A 16,665-nucleotide genomic window follows, 5' to 3' on the forward strand; every position below is an offset into this window, starting at 1 on the left:
AGGTCGGGGAAGATCGCTTTCGTCCCTAAAGGGACACGCTTGCAGACTGGCGGTGCCTAGATACGAGAAAGATTAAGATCAACTAGGATTGAGTCCCCGACTTCCGCACTCGCACACTATGTATAGCTCTAATCGCAGAGAAAGCTGCGATTCAGAGTTCAATTATGACTTAAGAGAGCGTGTGCTGCAGGTTCTCTTCTGTGCAATTCTGGAGATCATGTGAGTGGCGGGAGTAAAAGTTGATTTTACCATTTGTCTGCACGGGCTCATGACCTAAATAATTTTTGATCATGTCGATATCATGCGACACCATCAGGAAGGTCATATGATGATGAGCATGCATATGCGTAATTAATTCAAAGAATCCCGCTTGTGATTCGGCATCAATACCCACCGTAGGTTCGTCCAAAATCAGCAGGTCAGGATGGTTAATCAGCGCCCGAGCCAGAAAAACACGCTGCTGCTGACCGCCTGACAGCTGGCCTACTCTTTTCTCCGCAATATCTTGTATCCGCATGACTTCAAGTGCATCCTCACATTGACGATGCTGAGCCTTAGATACTCTGCGGATTAGATTCTTGTTATTATATAGCCCTGACAGAACTACTTCACGCACCGTTGCTGGAAACAATGGGTTGAAAGCATTTTTTTGCGGAACATATCCGATCCGTTCCCAGTCTTTAAACTTGCGGACAGGCGTTCCGAATAATTTAATTTCACCACTGCTCGCCGGAAGCAAGCCGACGATCATTTTCATCAATGTTGTTTTACCAGCACCATTAGAACCAATGATACCAAGGAAATCTCGTTCTCTTACACTATAGTTAAGATTCGATATCACCTTCTGTTCCCCATATGAAAAAGAAAGATCCTGTATATCGATGATATGCTGATGGCAGTCCAAGGATACCGATTGCATGCTTAAGTACCGCCTTTCCCTTATACTTTCCTTATTATTGTAAGGCCATAATCAGATTTTGCAAATTTTTCTCCATCAGAGTGAAGTAATTATCTCCGTTCTTCTCTTGCTCCGCAGTAAGTCCCTCTACCGGATTAAGCACCATAGTGGAAACGCCCGCTTCGGCTGCAAGTGTCTTAGCCAGTTTATCGGAGACAAGCTCTTCAAAAAAGATATACTTAATACTTTCATCTTTTACCATTTTCGCAAGCTTCACTAAATCCTGTCCGCGCGGCTCGGCGTCCGGCGAAAGTCCCATAATCGCATGCTGATCCAATCCATAATCACGGGCAAGGTAAGAGAAAGCCTGATGTGATACTACGATCTTATGGTTGGGCAGCTTAGCAAGCTCCTCTTTGAATTTACTATCTAATGCCTGCAGACGTTCAGCAAGCTTATTGTAACGCTCTTCATAACCTTCTTTATGCTCAGGATCCACGGACTGAAGGCTTTCTTTAATATTCTGAGCCATAGTAATGGCTGATTTTGGACTTACCCAAGTATGCGGGTCCGTATGCAGGCTGTCTCCTGAGGCATTACTGTTATGATCCGTATCCTCATTTTGATGAGACTCTTCCTCACTTGCCCCATGATCATGCCCGTCATCTTCATCGGTCATGATATAATCAATACCTTGGCTTACTTCAACCGCCTTAACTTTACTGCTGCTATCAAGGCCTTTTAAAAAGTTAGGAACCCAGCCTTCTAAGCCTGCACCGTTATATAGAAATAGCTGTGCCTTAGAAGTGTTGATAATGTCTTGACTGCGCGGTGTCCAATCATGTGGCTCCACACCCACTGGAAGCAGGTTAATAGCATTGATATCTTCCCCGCCAATCTCCTTAGCAAACTCGTAAATAGGATAAAAGGTTGTAACTACATTTACTTTCCCTTCAACTATACTTCCACTGCTCTTAGGTCCGCATGCACTTAGTGTAAATACCAGTACCAGTGCAAGGACGAGCAAACTTATACGCGATTTCATTGCTGCCATTATATTGATCTACCCCTCAAATCGTAAATTTTACTATTAGTAGTATAATAGTAATCGTTACGATAAGTCAACAAAGTATCCAAAAAGAAACGGCAATATCGCCTTTAATAAAAAAGGAATGTTCCCTCAGCCAACCCGGCTGAAGAAGCATTCCCTTGATCAAACAACCTCATTAAAAAATTTCTACAACAGTATTGTCTTATTTCACTACTGCTCCGTTTGGCATGCTGTCCGGCACGGTAGCGATCGTTAGCTGGTCACCTTTAGAAGCCGCCAAAATCATCCCTTGGGACAACTCCCCACGTAGCTTCACTGGCTTAAGGTTTACGATACAGATCACTTTACGTCCTACCAGCTCTTCCGGTGTATAGAATTTCGCGATACCAGAAACCACTTGCCGTTGCTCATAACCCAGATCCAGTTGCAGCTTCAGCAGCTTGTCAGCTTTTTTCACTGGCTCTGCAGCAATAACTTGAGCAACACGCAGCTCTGCTTTAGCGAAATCGTCAATGCCGATTTCCTCTTTATGCTCTTCCACTGGCTCGGAGTCCGCAGCAGCAGGAGCAGCCGCTTCCGCCACTTCAGCCGCAGCTTTGCCAGCGCCCATAGCCTCGGCAATATAAGCTACCTCTTGCTCCACATCCAGACGCGGGAAGATTGGATTGCCTTTCACCAGCTTTGTTCCCGCCGGAATCAGGCCAAAAGTCTTACCGCTATCCCAAGTCGTTAACTCACCAGGCTCAATACCCAGCTGTTCCCAGATCTTCGCTGGTGTTTGTGTCAAGAACGGCTGCAGCAGGATTGAAGCAGTACGCAGACCTTCCACAAGATGTCTCATCACAGAAGCCAACTCGGCAGTTCTATTTTCATCTTTGGCAAGTACCCAAGGTTGGGTCTCATCGATATATTTGTTGGTGCGGCTAATGAATGTTCCGATAGCTGTCAGCGCCACGGAGAACTCCATTTTTTCCATAGCTTCTTCTACTTTGGCATAAGTATTCTCAGCTGCAGCTTGAAGCTCACCATCAAATGCTGTTACATTCCCGTCATATGCCGGAATCTCGCCTGCAAAATACTTTTCAACCATAGCCCCTGTACGGTTCAACAGGTTACCAAGGTCGTTGGCAAGGTCATAGTTAACCCGGTCTACAAAGCTTTCCGGTGTGAACGTGCCATCAGAACCAAACGGTACTTCGCGCAGCAGGTAATATCGTAATGCATCCAAGCCATAACGATCAATCAGTGTCACAGGATCAACTACGTTACCTTTAGATTTCGACATTTTTCCATCTTTCATGAGCAACCAGCCATGGGCAAATACCTTTTTCGGAAGGGGTTCACCAAGCGCCATCAGAATGATCGGCCAGTAAATTGTATGGAAACGAACAATTTCTTTACCAACGATGTGTACATCCGCGGGCCAGAACTTGTCATACAAGGTGCGATCCTCGGAACCATAACCCAGAGCAGTAATATAGTTAGTCAAAGCATCAATCCACACGTACACGACATGCTTCTCGTCGCCCTTAACTTTTACACCCCAATCAAAGGTTGTGCGGGAAACTGCCAGGTCTTCCAGTCCGGGCTTGATGAAATTGTTAATCATTTCGTTCTTACGGGATTCCGGCAAAATAAACTCTGGATTCTCCTCGTAAAATTGCAGTAACCGATCCGCATATTTACTCATCCGGAAGAAATAACTTGCTTCCTTCACCAGCTCAACCGGGTGGCCGCTATCTGGGCTTTTTGCACCAGTAATCACACCGTTATCATCACGCACAATATCAACTAATTGCGTTTCTGTGTAAAAGGTTTCATCTGGGATACTATACCAGCCCTCATATTCACCTTTATAGATATCTCCTTGCTGCAGCAACCGATCAAAAATATCCTGTACCACTTTTTTATGACGCTCTTCCGTAGTACGGATGAAGTCATCGTTCGAAATGTCCAGCTTGCGCCATAGCTCCTTAATACCAACAACAATGTCGTCTACGAACTGCTGAGGGGTCTTTCCTGCTTCCTCTGCCTTCCGCTCAATCTTTTGTCCATGTTCGTCTGTACCGGTTAGATAACGCACTTCGTAGCCGCGCAGACGTTTGTAACGGGCCATTGCGTCTCCTGCCACGGTTGAATAAGCATGTCCGATATGTAGCTTGTCACTCGGATAATAAATTGGTGTCGTTAGGTAAAACGTTTTTTTCTCACTCATTCGGTAATCATCCTTTCTTATTAAAAAACAAAAAACTCCCGTCCCCATAATGGGGCGAGAGTATAACTCACGCGATACCACCCAAATTTCCTGTCTCTTCACAGAGCACAGGCTTCGCCAGTTCCCTCGCGGGAACTGTCCATTAACGCTGGATCACGCTGTTATCTTACGTGAACCTCAATTGCAGTCCCCGCTCGAACACAGTTCCTCCCGGACCATATTCAATCTAACGCTCCATACCGGCTTTCAGCACATTCCGGCTCTCTGTAATGGACGTAACGATTTACTTATCCGTTCTTCGGAATTCATACTATTACTTGTGAATATACCCAAAGGTAAGGCACCATGTCAAGTCGCAGGGGCAGAATCCTTCTCAGCAGATTCATCTTGAAGCGGCGGCACAGGATCAAGTCCTCCAGGATGAAAGGGATGACATCTGGCAATCCGCTTAGCTGCAAGCCATGAGCCTTTCAGTGGACCATGGACTTCAATGGCTTCCAAGGCATAGGCAGAGCAGGTTGGATAGAAGCGACAGGTTGCTGGTTTAATAGGGGAAATGTACCTGCGGTACACCCGAATAGGCGCCTGAATCGTTCTGCGTAGGGTCACCATTTCTAAAGTCCCTTTTGTTTATCTGATGCTGCAACTAGTTCTTCTTCCCGGTTCTCTTCACATTCTTTGCAATAACCGAACACCTCAAATTTATGCTTGACTACCCGGAATTGATCGGGTGTATCCGTTAAATTCATCGGGCAGAAATTAATCGGGTAGGTCTTTTGGCATTGAAGGCAGATCATATGATGGTGATGATCCTGATGATTGCAGCTTCCCTTGAACTTCACTCCGTCTTCAAAGACAATCTGTTCAAGCACACCAAGCTCTTCCATTACACGAAGATTGCGGTACACCGTATCAAAGCTAAGCCCGCTATACTTGCGGCCCATATGCTCATATACATCCTTCGCTGACAAATATCCCTTATTCTCGCCGAATAACTGGGCAAGCGTTTTGCGTTGGTCGGTGATTCGCAGTCCTTGCCCCGACATGACTTCTAATATTTGTTCTGTCGACAGCATACGCTCATCTCCCATAAGATCAGTTCATTTATATTTCACTCTCTTAATAATGCCCCAAAATAAATGCCCCGTCAATGAAGCACAATGAAGCACCCCTACATAACCAATGAATTATTATATTTAAACAAAAGCCCGGCTGCGTATTCCTTTACGGAATATTCAGCCGGGCCTTTATTGTAGATAATTCCCCAATAGAGCTTATAGGGATATTCCTATTCTGTTATTTCTTTGCTGGAAGTGGAGTGATGAGGAAATTGACCGGCAAGTTACTGCCTGAAGCTGCTGTGAACAAAATCTCCACACTGCCGCCATACTCACCACTACGATAAACCACACTGTTCATATCAGCATTAGCAAGACTTCCCACGCTTGGCATATGCACGATTTGATTATTAACCATAACCGGCCCCATATAGTTACCGCCACGTGGATTAAACGTAATCAAGGAGTTTGGTGCAACATTTTCGAATCTGATCTTGTATAATACCCCGAAATTACCGGCATTGGATGCTTCCGTACCTGCCATTGGGTCTACGCCAGCCAGGTTCTTATCACTGGAATTATCGCCTAGCAGAAGTTTTGCAGGGGTTTTTCCTACCTCATCGGTAACCGTGATAATACGAGTAGAATCTTCGTAAGTTCCCCGATTATGCACTCCGTCTTGATCCAGAACTGGAAGTGTTGGAAGTGTAGTCAGTGGATCTTTATTCGCATCAATTAACATGACATTATAATCGATTGGATAATCACTAAATAAGTCCGCTTGCAGTGAAACAATTTCACTTGGTTTCATCGCAATTTGGTTTAGATCCGTCAGAATTGAGACGCTTTCCCCGGGTTGCAGAACAATCGTTTTATAATGCTCATTTGTAAGCATAGATTTCCAATAACGTTCTACAGACATTTTACCTGTACCTTCAGGATATGTGCTTGGGCCTGCAAAGCCAACATATTCTGTTGTAAGCGTAGTTGGGTAAAGATTGTTATTCGTAGCAATCACATACACTTTAGCTTTAATATTCAGGTTATTCTTGTGGTGAATCAAGAAGCGGGTTTTACCTAATGAAGTCTCACGGTAAGTAACACCTTCTGTATACACCGTTTCTGGGCTGTTGCTGCGAATTAGTTTATAAGGCTCGGAAGAAAGATTATAAGCTACTTGCTGCCAAGTAGGAACCATCGATCCATCGATGCTAAACACACTGCCCGGAGATGCAAATAATCTGTTGAAATCTTCTTTACTGTACAAGATTTCATCCGAAATATTAACGGTTTTCTCAAAGGTACTGATCGCGCCATGTGAATCTTTTACTTGGACAGCAATTGTCGCTGGACCCGGAGTAAAGAAAGCTTCTGCTTTGTTCGTCCAAGTTACGGTAATTTCATCACCATCAGGATCGTTACTTAGATCGGTATAAGTAATCATTTCACCCATCTTATATGAATCCTTGTCTGTAGTGAAATTAGCAACTGGAGGTGTATTAGGTTTAAGCACTGTGATGGTCATGGAGTAAGGATCACTCCACTGTTGATTCGCATCCATTACGGAATAGGTTACTACATAATATCCTGGTTGATCATAGATATCCTGCTTGTTACCTCCCCAGCTTTCATCCACAATAGCTACACCATTTGGTGACGAGCTGGAGGTAACGAAGGTCACTGGTTCGCCGGCGTAAATTTCAGTTGGCACTGTGAAAGAAGCTTTAGGTTTGTTGTTTAATGTAAGGATTACCCGCTTTTGTACATTATCAACGGTGTAAGGAATGCCCAGTGCCCCAGTTATGGATGTCAATGGAACCATGAAAGTACCCTTGTATTGGTAAGCTGGACCTTTCATTGTCTTCTTTTCACCATTAACTGTATAGACCTTGCTGTCGGTCTTAAAGCGCATAACGTCGCTTCCCTTGGTAACAATGGTTTCTTTCGTTTTATAATCATAAACGTATTTCACACCTACACGTTCTACCATAGCCCGGATCGAAACGTAGGACACGCCGTTTTTCACTGCCATAGGCTGATTAGCTAAATATTCCTGGCCGTTCTGATACATTTTGTTGCTGTTCATCATAAGGATAAGCTGATTGCTAGCCGCAGCACGAGCACCATCTGTTGTTGTAGTAGGTTCTGTAGTAACTCCAGGTGTTGCAGTTGGAAGCGGTGTTGCAGTAGGTTCAATTGTTGCTGTAGGTTCAACAGTAGTCGTAGGATCAACTGTCTCTGCAGGAATAGGAGTTGGTGTTGGTGACACTACTCCTCCTGGCGTCTCCGTCGGCAATGGCGGCAATGGATCGGTAGATTCTGGCATTACCTCCGGCGCAGCTGAAACAACTGTCCCTATTACAGTAGTATTACTTGGGGTATTATTGACAGCTTCAGCAAAAGCCGGCACTGCCGAGGCGGCCTGAGATACAGCCAAAACAGCAACTAACGTTAACTTTTTCAAATCCATGATATAACTCCTCTGCTCCTATTTGTAAATATAAGTAGGACTCTATCTTTTTCATACTCCTCTTATATTCCCCGCAAAATGCTACCACCCACGATAGGGCGGCAAAAAGCTTTTGCCACGATCGTCATAACAAACATAGTATTAGACGCATGCCACCATAAAAAGTTTCATTATTAAGTAAAGAAAGATTAACGCTGTATTAAATAACATTCTACAACCACGCTGTTTCCCCTGAAAAAAATGAGATTTTTTCTATAAATATGTTTATTTTTCGTCTGACTATATTCGCTTTCATTTGCTTTTGTTACAATGTATGGAAGAATATCTTTTACATGCGAGGGATAACATGTCCAAAAAAATCTCCATCCTCGTTCAATTAATCATGGGCTTCTCTCTAATCATCTTCACCATCGTAGGATTCACCATTTTTTTGTCCTACCGCTCTTCCTCTCAAGCTGTTTTAAACCGCTCCAACCAATATATCCTGGAATCCGTCAAGCAACTTCAAGGTAAAATGGACGCAATTCTTCAGGATAACGATAAGCTTTCTTCTACGATCATGTTCAGTCCCTTGATTCAAGAAACCTTGGGAGACTTAGCGTTGTCACGTTCACCTCGTACAGACGCCATGGAAATTACTCGTTACATAGATCAACAGACACGTTCCATAAACTCTGACATCCAGTTCAAGCTGCTCGGGCTGTCCGATGATCAGGTGTATACCAACAGCAGTTCCTTAAAGGTCATCTGGGACAGCGAAAAGGAAATCCGTGATGCTTATTGGTTTCCGGCTATAGCACAGAATAAAGGCCGAATGGTCTGGTTCGGTGTAGATGTATGGCAGAACGGTAATATCCCTGTGGTGATGGGTGCCAGACAAATTAATGATTGGAATGATCTAAACCGGTTAGGAACCCTGTTTCTTGTCCTCCCTGTCGAGGTTATCCATAACGCTGTCAGCCAATTTCACCTCGGCAAAAATGAGAAAATCCAAGTTGTTGATTCATTTAATACCATTGTCTATTCCACAGATCCAAAAGAAATTGGACTCTATATGAACGACGGGCTTCTAAAACAATTCAGCAATCATAAAGCCAGAATCATTCCACAAAAAATAAACTCACGCAATCTATTCGTATCCTATGCCTATTCCGACTATAGCGAGTGGAGCGTTTTTGCTTACATTGATTCTAAAGACGCTGTCAAAGATTTAAATACGATTCGCCGGAATATTATTTTAATTGGCCTGCTGGGGATGGGCGCTGCCCTACTATTCACTTTCTTTTTCTCTTGGACCCTATCCAAGCCCCTTCGTAATCTGGCAACCAAGCTGAGCAATGTCGAACGGGGAACTACTTTACCTTTTGTAAAAACAACCATGAACAAAGAAATGGCTATCCTTTATTCAAGCTATAATTCGATGCTCCAAAACCTGGATCATACTATCGCTGACCTATCCAGCAAGCAGATCAGTGAAAAGCAAGCTCAGATCGTAGCACTCAAAGCGCAATTCCGCCCGCATTTCCTTTATAACACTTTGAATACAATCTATTGGTCGCTCGCCAACAAACGCATGCAGGAAGAGTCCCAAATGGTACTCGCTCTAAGTGACCTGCTCCGCTATAGCATTGACCGCGGATCCGAATTCGTTACAGTTGAGGAGGATTTAAAGCAATTAGAACGGTTCATTTTTCTCCAGAAGCTGCGCTACGAGGACAAATTGCAGATTGATCTTTTTGTAAATCCTGAGGTTATGAATGGCCAGCTTATGAAATTAACCCTTCAGCCACTTGTCGAAAATGCCATTACTCATGGACTTGAACCCACACTTCGGGAAGTATGGCTAATTCGCATACGTGCCTATAGTGAAGGAACATCTCTGGTGTTAACTGTAGAAGACAACGGGGACGGCATGAGCGAGGAAAGTATGGCAGACGCATTAGTCGGCGGTGAGGTTAATCCGGAGAAGCTGCTTCATACCGGAATTGGACTATCCAATCTAAATCATCGCATAGAGCTGATCTACGGACAGGAATTTGGTCTACAGCTATCAACAAGCGAGCTTGGTGGCTTATTTGTGAAAGTCACTGTTCCATTACAGTATGATCAAAGTTAAGGAGGCACAACGATGAATGTGTTAATCGTGGACGACGAAAGTTTTGTTCGCCGTTCTCTGTCAGAAATGCTGGGAAGTGCGAATCATAACTTTAGCATTATTGGCTCGGCAGAGAACGGTTTAGAAGCTGTGCAACTGTTAAAAGAGCATATGGTTGATCTGGTGATATCCGATATACGAATGCCCGGCATGGATGGACTGGAACTTGCAAAGCATATCCATGAATGTTATCCAGACACTGAAACCGTGCTGCTCACAGGTTATCAGGATTTCACCTATGCTAGTCAAGCCATCCGTTATGGTGTAAAGGAATATTTGGTTAAACCAAATTCAGTAGAACATATTCTTGAAGTCGCAACAGGCGTATATGAACGTCTTCAATTGAAGAAACAGCAGAGGCAATTAACGCAGCTGAGAGAAAAAAACCTTCGGGAGAAACGCTTATCTGATCTTCTTTACGGCATCCCGTTACCCTATTTTGAAGAACAACTTATTCCTCCTTTTCATTCCTTTGTAGTCATAACCGTAAACCATCTTGGAGTAGGCATGCCGCAGAACTGGTCGGAACAAGCCATGTATGCAGCGGTCGTTAATATATTAGAAGAATGTTTTGCGCTGTACGCCAATGTTGTTGGTATTCAAGAGGAGCAGGAAGCCATCATGCTATTATTCTATCCTCTTGAGCAGCCTAACGGCGTGGATGAGGTATTGACACAAGAACTGCTGCATAAGCTGTCGGGTATTCTGAAATCGCCATTCTGTGCAGGGGTCTCCAACCCTCACTATCAATTGGGGGCACTCGCGACCGCCTATCACGAGAGTCTGGAAGCTTGTCAGCAGGTCAAAAAAGAGAGTACGCCATCCGTTATCTTTTTCAGAGACCTCACCATACATTCGGCTTCTCCACAGCTCGCTGAACAATTACAAGTAAAGGCAACGCGCAGGGTAATCTCTATGATGATTGAGGTTATGAATTCCCGGCTCCAAGAGAATCTCTCCCTCAAAATGATCGCAGATGAACTGTATATGAATCCTACCTATCTCGGCCGATTGTTTAAAGATGATGTAGGGGAACCTTTCTCTAGCTTCCTTACCAAACTTCGTATTCAAAAAGCTACTGAATTATTAGAGAATGTTACTCTCAAGGTATATGAGGTTAGCGAATTAGTAGGCTTTAAGGATCCTGCATATTTCAGCCTTATTTTTAAGAAATACATGGGGATGACTCCTCAGGAATTTCAGAAGCACAACAAATAAAGTAGAGGTGTGTTTCTCTTGAATGTAAATGGTAAGTTGATTACTGTCCTATTAGCATTTGGCTTATTACTTAATACAAGTGGTTGTCAGCTCTCCCCTTCCAAGGAAGATACCGCTTTACAAGACCCGATACAGCTGAACATCTGGCTCACTGCCGGATCAGGTCTTGAGTCGCTCATTGACCAATATCAATCTCAACATCCCGAGCTAGAGATTCATATTCAAACCTCCACCTCCACGCAGCTTCCAGCCAAGCTACAGACTTCATTCGCAGCAGGTTATAGTTCCCCGGACGTGGCTGCCATTGATATTAGCTATTTGGATCGCTTCAAACAGTTCCCTGATTATTTTTATAACCTAAAAACTTTTGAAGCTGACAATCTGAAGGACCAGTTTCTGAATTGGAAGTGGCAGGAGGTGCTGGGTAATGATTTTATTTTCGGATTACCAACGGAAATTGGACCCTATGCCATGTTATATCGAACGGATATATTCGCATTATCAGGTCTCCCTACTAAACCAGAGGAAGTGGCTAAAGAAATCCAAACTTGGGAGCAATTCCTTGAAGCGGGCACCAAAGTACAGGAGAGAACAGGAAAAGCTTTTGTAAATGACTTGGAGAACCTCTATCTCACCCTTCTACGTCAGTCCAAGCTTCAATATTACAGTCCCACAACGCAAGAATTGATCCTCGACAATAATCCAGCGGTCAAACGAGCCTGGGACTTCTCAATTCATGCCCTTAAGCTAAATCTGTCCGCCAGTATTGCAGTGGATACGCAACGCTGGGGTGCAGGCCTGCTCAACGGAGATTTTGCAGTCATGCTCTGTCCGGCTTGGATGATTGGTCATATCAAGAGCAGCGCTCCAACTGCCAGCGGTTTATGGAATGTAACACAAATCCCAGAAAACAGCGCTAATCGCGGAGGCTCCGTTCTGACCTTACCAAAGACAGGTAATCATCCTGATGAATCCTTTGCTCTTATTAAATGGCTAACCGAACCAACGCAGCAATTGGTTTCTTTCAAGGTACAAGGGGCTTTCCCTTCCACCCCCGAAATCTATGATGACCCAGAGATCCACGATCTGCATGATCCTTATTTTCCTAATTCAGAGCTTGGTCTGACCCTTTCGTCAGCAGCAAAAGCAGTAATTCCGACCTATTACGGCCCTCATCACGCTGACGTGGAGACAAGCATGCTCGAATACTTGACCAAAGCTGAAAAAGGCGAGCTAACTCCTGAACTGGCTTGGACCCTTGCTGTTCAAGCCGCAAAACAAATAGACAGCTCCTTCCGCTAAGTAATATCATAAAAAAGGCTCTCCCCGGCTAAATTAGCCTGCTGGGGAGAGCCTTTTTTTAAATCATTTTCGCTTTATTTTTGCGCAGCCAGGAAAGCATCCAGCTGTTTTTGTTTCTCTGCAATAATCTTATCGAGCCCTGCCTTTTTCAGCTTATCAGCATACTTAGTCAGTACGGTATCAGGATCAACAGAACCCGTATCCAAACTGATGTCGTATTCATCCATTACAGCTTTACAAGCAGCCATTTCAGTCTTCATCGCGGAGGCGTCGAAGTTGAAACCAAGCGCTACAGAAGCTTTACCTTTAGAGTTAAAGGCTTTGAATTGTTCCCATTTGTCTGGAGCTTCACTTTCCCACACGGGGTTCAGGAATTGACTTCCAAGCATCCAAGCTGCAGCCGTATTATAATCAGCTGTTTTGTCTGTAGCTTTGATCGTATCACCACTTACGACTTCATAGTGAACACCTTTTATACCGAAAACAAGCAGATTGTTGATATCTTTATCTGTGTGCAGAATATCTAGCACCATCATAGCCCGGGCCGGATCACCAGAGGAAGCAGAGATCGCAAGCATAGATCCAGCAGCATCACTTGTAGAAATCGTTGGATCATTGAATGCAATTTGTTTCAGCTTGCCAACCAAGCCGGTAGCATTCGCCAGCTCACTATCTTTACCTGGTTTAAGCGATTGCACTGTCATAAAGACATTGCCAGCCTTCATTGCATCCTGAGTCGAATTCGTAGCAACTGCGGCGTCTTTGTTAATGTAACCCTTTTTCATATACTCACGAGTAAGTTTAATGATTTCTTTATAACGATCCATCTCAATCATCGATTGAATCTTAGTATCTGAGGAATCTTTAAGCAGAACACCAGGAATGGCAGCATCACCAAGGGTATCGTATTGTGCCATGTACTGTGAGTTAAAGGTCTCACCTTGTTTGAAATACAATGGAGTCAGGTCAGGTCTTTTCTCCTTCACTACTTTGAGAACTGCATCCAGATCTTGAATGGATTTCACATTCGACATATCGATGCCCAGTTCATCCGCAATATCGGAGCGATAGACAACCCCACCTTGTGCAGCCAGCTCCTTGTTTGTAGGAACAGCATAATTCACACCATTGATCGCTGAACCTTTTAAGAATTGTGGATCCAGATTTTTTAGAATCCCTTGGCCGTATTCATTTAGGAGATTACCATATTTGCCGCTATCGTCATTAATCGGGAGATAAGCGCCTTTAGCTGCATTCGTTACGTAGTTCTTCCATTGAGCTGTAAAGATGATATCGAATTTTTCCTGACTCGCAATTTTCAGATTGACATCATTGTCCCATGGACCCCAATCGATCGGTGCGATATCCAATTTGGCGTTGATTTTAGGTTCCAATAACTTATTGATTTCATCTTCTACTGCTTTTTCATCCTTTTGCACTGCACCGACATAGATTAACTTGACGGTATAAGGCTCCAATTCTTTTGCCGGTTCGGCAGTAGGATCTGCGGCTGGCTCATCCGTAGCAGCAGCATTGGTAGCGGTTGCATTTTCGCTTGGAGCAGGTGAAGCTGCTTCATTATTCCCGTTATTCCCACCGCAGCCTGCTAAACTAAGACTCAGTACCATCGTTAGCAATAGTGTCATTAGTGCGCTTTTTCTAACAGCTTTCATATACACCATAACCTCCCTCAAAATATTTATATATGCTGAATCGGCCGTTCACACCTTAGCATAAAGCGGCCGAATTAAGCCATGACAATCGTCCTTAACCTTTGACAGCACCCACGGTAAGCCCTTTAATAAAATACTTCTGGAAGAAGGAATATACAAACACGATAGGTCCAATACCAATAACAGCCATCGCCATTCTTACCGTTTCTGTCGGAATATTGATCTCTACACCTTGTGCAGCTAAGGCAGCCATCGCCTGAGGACTTGCAGTCAGGAACTGAACATTCAGCATCGTCTTATACATTAGGTATTGTAAATTGACATGACCTTCGGGTGAGATAAAGATCAAACTAAGGTACCAATCATTCCAATAGGCCAGGGTCTGAAACAAACCTACTGTAGCTAACACTGGCATAGACAAAGGCAAAATAATTTGAACGAAGATCCGGAATTCTGGTGCCCCATCGATCTTAGCAGATTCGATTAAAGCTGGTGGTATGGTATTGGCAAAAAAGGTCCGTAAGATGATAACAAAGAAAGCAGAAACCAGCAGCGGCATAATTAGAATCCATAACGTATCCTTCATATGCATCATTCGCGTGTAGACCAGATACCAAGGCACAAGGCCACCATTAAACAACATTGTAAAAAACATAAAAAATGAGAAGAAATTACGATGTGGAAAATCTCCACGTGAGATAGGGTAAGCGTACATAGCCATAATGATAAGACTCAGAATCGTGCCCACCACAGTCACAAATAACGAAACGGAAGCTGCATCGATAATTTGCCAATAATCTTTTAACAGAAATTCATAAGAAGAAATATCCCACTTGTTAGGAAAAAAGCTGTACCCGTTCTGAATAACGGAATTCTCGTCCGAAAACGATACAATAACTACGAGGATCAGCGGCACCACACAAATCGCTGTGTATATCCAAAAGAATATATTAATTAGCAAATTAGATATATTAGATATTTCATTGGGTTGTCTTTGCCGTTTTGTGCACTTTCCTGTACGCCGTGACGACCCTATTGCTGTTTCTGTCTGGCTCAACACTCCCACCTCCCTTTAAAATAAAGCATCATCTTTACTGATTCGTCGCACTGCTAGATTCGCCAAGAAAATCAATAGAAATCCTACAACAGATTGAACGAGACCCGCGGCTGAAGACATTCCTATATCACCGATTGCAAGGAAGGTCTGATATACATAAGTGTCGATAACCTGCGTCGTCGAGTATAATGCTCCTGCATTTCTCGTAACCTGAAAGAATAATCCGAAGTCTGCGTTAAAAATCCTACCTATCTGCAGCAGCGTCATTACTATAATAACTGGACTGATCAGGGGCAGCGTGATTTTTCGAATCTGCTTCCATTTAGAAGCTCCATCAATAAGTGCCGCCTCATAATATTCATTATCTATTCCAATGATAGCGGCCATATATATAACCGTTGTATACCCAATCTCTTTCCATATCTTCACAATTACAAGAATCCCAGGCCAATATTTAGACTGTGAATACCATTCGATAGGATCTACCCCAAAGAACGGGAGTAATGTCTTGTTCATGAACCCATGCTCTGCACTCAGAAAGCCGTATACTAAGTAACTTACGACGACCCAAGAGAGAAAATAAGGGAGAAACATAGCGCTTTGATGGAATTTCGATAGCCATCTGCTACGCATTTCGTTAAACATAATTGCGAAAGCTAGCGAAAAAAATAGCGTCAGTATAATAAACGCTGTATTATACAATAACGTATTCCTCGTAATGATCCAGGCCGTCTCCGTCGAGATTAAATATTTGAAGTTTGCTAACCCGACCCAATCACTACCCAGAATCCCTTTTTGGTAATTGATATCCTTAAATGCAATTACCGTTCCTAACATCGGTATGTAGTTATTGATGATTAGAATCACTATCGCAGGTAACATCATCAAATAGAACACCCAGTATTTCTTCATTACTCTAAGAAAATTCGGCGTTCTTCCCCTGCCTGGTTTCTTTACTTCTGACAAGCTGACGGAAGGATTCGTCACACTCATTTTTGGTTCCCCCATTCTCCATCATCCCATTCTTAAGTCCCAAATACTCTTGCTTGCCTAACGTTTTGCGTATCCTCCTTACACTCTAATTAAAACATATGATAATTTATGGGAGTATAGGGAACATATTATATTTCTATAAAAAAAGAGACGATTATCCTCGAAAATCAAGGAAAACCATCTCTTCAGCCTCTAAATAGAGGCAAAAAATTTAATTAATCATAGCTTATGTACCTTAATCGCATTTATCACAGCCAAGAACTGATCGATAATCTTTGCTCTTTATCACAGCCAAAGGCTGGTTGATAATCTTCGTACTTTATCACAGCCAAAGGCTGATCGATAATCTTTGTACTTCATCACAGCCAAGGGCTGGTCGATAATCTTTGTACTTCATCACAGCCAAGGGCTGGTTGATAATCTTCGTACTTTATCACAGCCAAGGGCTGGTTGATAATCTTTACTCTTTATCACAGCCAAGGGCTGGTCGATAATCTTTTCTCTTCAGCACAGCCAAGGCTGGTTGATAATCTTCGTACTTTATGGTCGATAATTCCTGTCTTAGATTAACTAGG

General features: G+C 43.4%; 12 protein-coding genes. 3 read left to right on the top strand and 9 right to left on the bottom strand.

Annotated features, from left to right (window positions below; translation table 11 throughout):
• Positions 1-169: 169 nt before the first annotated feature.
• The 6 genes from PODO_RS21115 to PODO_RS21140 all read right to left on the bottom strand — a co-directional run bounded on the left by PODO_RS21115 (position 170) and on the right by PODO_RS21140 (position 7,692).
• Positions 170-919, bottom strand: coding sequence for a metal ABC transporter ATP-binding protein (locus tag PODO_RS21115; RefSeq protein WP_036682888.1), 750 nt, complete (start codon positions 917-919; stop codon positions 170-172).
• Between the two features lie 34 nt (positions 920-953).
• Entirely contained in the window at positions 954-1,952 is a 999-nt protein-coding gene (locus tag PODO_RS21120) for a metal ABC transporter solute-binding protein, Zn/Mn family (protein ID WP_052097222.1), read from the bottom strand.
• A gap of 199 nt (positions 1,953-2,151) precedes the next feature.
• Positions 2,152-4,164: a methionine--tRNA ligase gene (metG, locus tag PODO_RS21125; RefSeq protein ID WP_038572547.1), complete on the bottom strand. Its 2,013-nt coding sequence runs from the start codon at positions 4,162-4,164 to the stop codon at positions 2,152-2,154.
• A 348-nt stretch (positions 4,165-4,512) separates the two neighbouring features.
• Positions 4,513-4,776, bottom strand: a complete 264-nt coding sequence (gene yidD, locus PODO_RS21130; RefSeq protein WP_036682893.1) for a membrane protein insertion efficiency factor YidD — start codon at positions 4,774-4,776, stop codon at positions 4,513-4,515.
• Between the two features lie 2 nt (positions 4,777-4,778).
• Positions 4,779-5,240: a Fur family transcriptional regulator gene (locus tag PODO_RS21135; protein WP_036682896.1), complete on the bottom strand. Its 462-nt coding sequence runs from the start codon at positions 5,238-5,240 to the stop codon at positions 4,779-4,781.
• A gap of 220 nt (positions 5,241-5,460) precedes the next feature.
• Positions 5,461-7,692 carry a stalk domain-containing protein gene (locus tag PODO_RS21140; protein ID WP_038572549.1) on the bottom strand — a complete coding sequence of 744 codons (2,232 nt, stop codon included), beginning with the start codon at positions 7,690-7,692 and terminating at the stop codon, positions 5,461-5,463.
• A 346-nt stretch (positions 7,693-8,038) separates the two neighbouring features.
• Between PODO_RS21140 and PODO_RS21145 the strand changes: the two genes are divergently transcribed.
• From PODO_RS21145 to PODO_RS21155, 3 genes are read left to right on the top strand one after another with little or no spacing between them, the layout of a single operon-like run.
• Positions 8,039-9,808, top strand: a complete 1,770-nt coding sequence (locus PODO_RS21145; protein WP_036682901.1) for a sensor histidine kinase — start codon at positions 8,039-8,041, stop codon at positions 9,806-9,808.
• A gap of 12 nt (positions 9,809-9,820) precedes the next feature.
• Complete coding sequence (locus PODO_RS21150; protein ID WP_036682902.1) at positions 9,821-11,065, top strand: response regulator; 1,245 nt, start codon at positions 9,821-9,823, stop codon at positions 11,063-11,065.
• An 18-nt stretch (positions 11,066-11,083) separates the two neighbouring features.
• A complete protein-coding gene (locus PODO_RS21155) occupies positions 11,084-12,367 on the top strand; it encodes an ABC transporter substrate-binding protein (protein ID WP_052097224.1) in 1,284 nt (427 codons plus the stop codon).
• 74 nt (positions 12,368-12,441) lie between these two features.
• On the opposite strand, the gene PODO_RS21160 is transcribed toward PODO_RS21155, so the two are convergent.
• From PODO_RS21160 to PODO_RS21170, 3 genes are all read right to left on the bottom strand, one after another.
• Positions 12,442-14,040, bottom strand: coding sequence for an ABC transporter substrate-binding protein (locus PODO_RS21160; protein ID WP_038572551.1), 1,599 nt, complete (start codon positions 14,038-14,040; stop codon positions 12,442-12,444).
• Between the two features lie 94 nt (positions 14,041-14,134).
• Positions 14,135-15,097: a carbohydrate ABC transporter permease gene (locus PODO_RS21165; RefSeq protein WP_244886366.1), complete on the bottom strand. Its 963-nt coding sequence runs from the start codon at positions 15,095-15,097 to the stop codon at positions 14,135-14,137.
• A gap of 15 nt (positions 15,098-15,112) precedes the next feature.
• The gene (locus PODO_RS21170) at positions 15,113-16,090 is read right to left on the bottom strand and encodes an ABC transporter permease (RefSeq protein ID WP_235219484.1); all 978 of its coding nucleotides are present in this window, start codon (positions 16,088-16,090) and stop codon (positions 15,113-15,115) included.
• Positions 16,091-16,665: the final 575 nt, after the last annotated feature.

This window comes from Paenibacillus odorifer (genome assembly GCF_000758725.1).
GTDB lineage: Bacteria > Bacillota > Bacilli > Paenibacillales > Paenibacillaceae > Paenibacillus_AQ > Paenibacillus_AQ odorifer.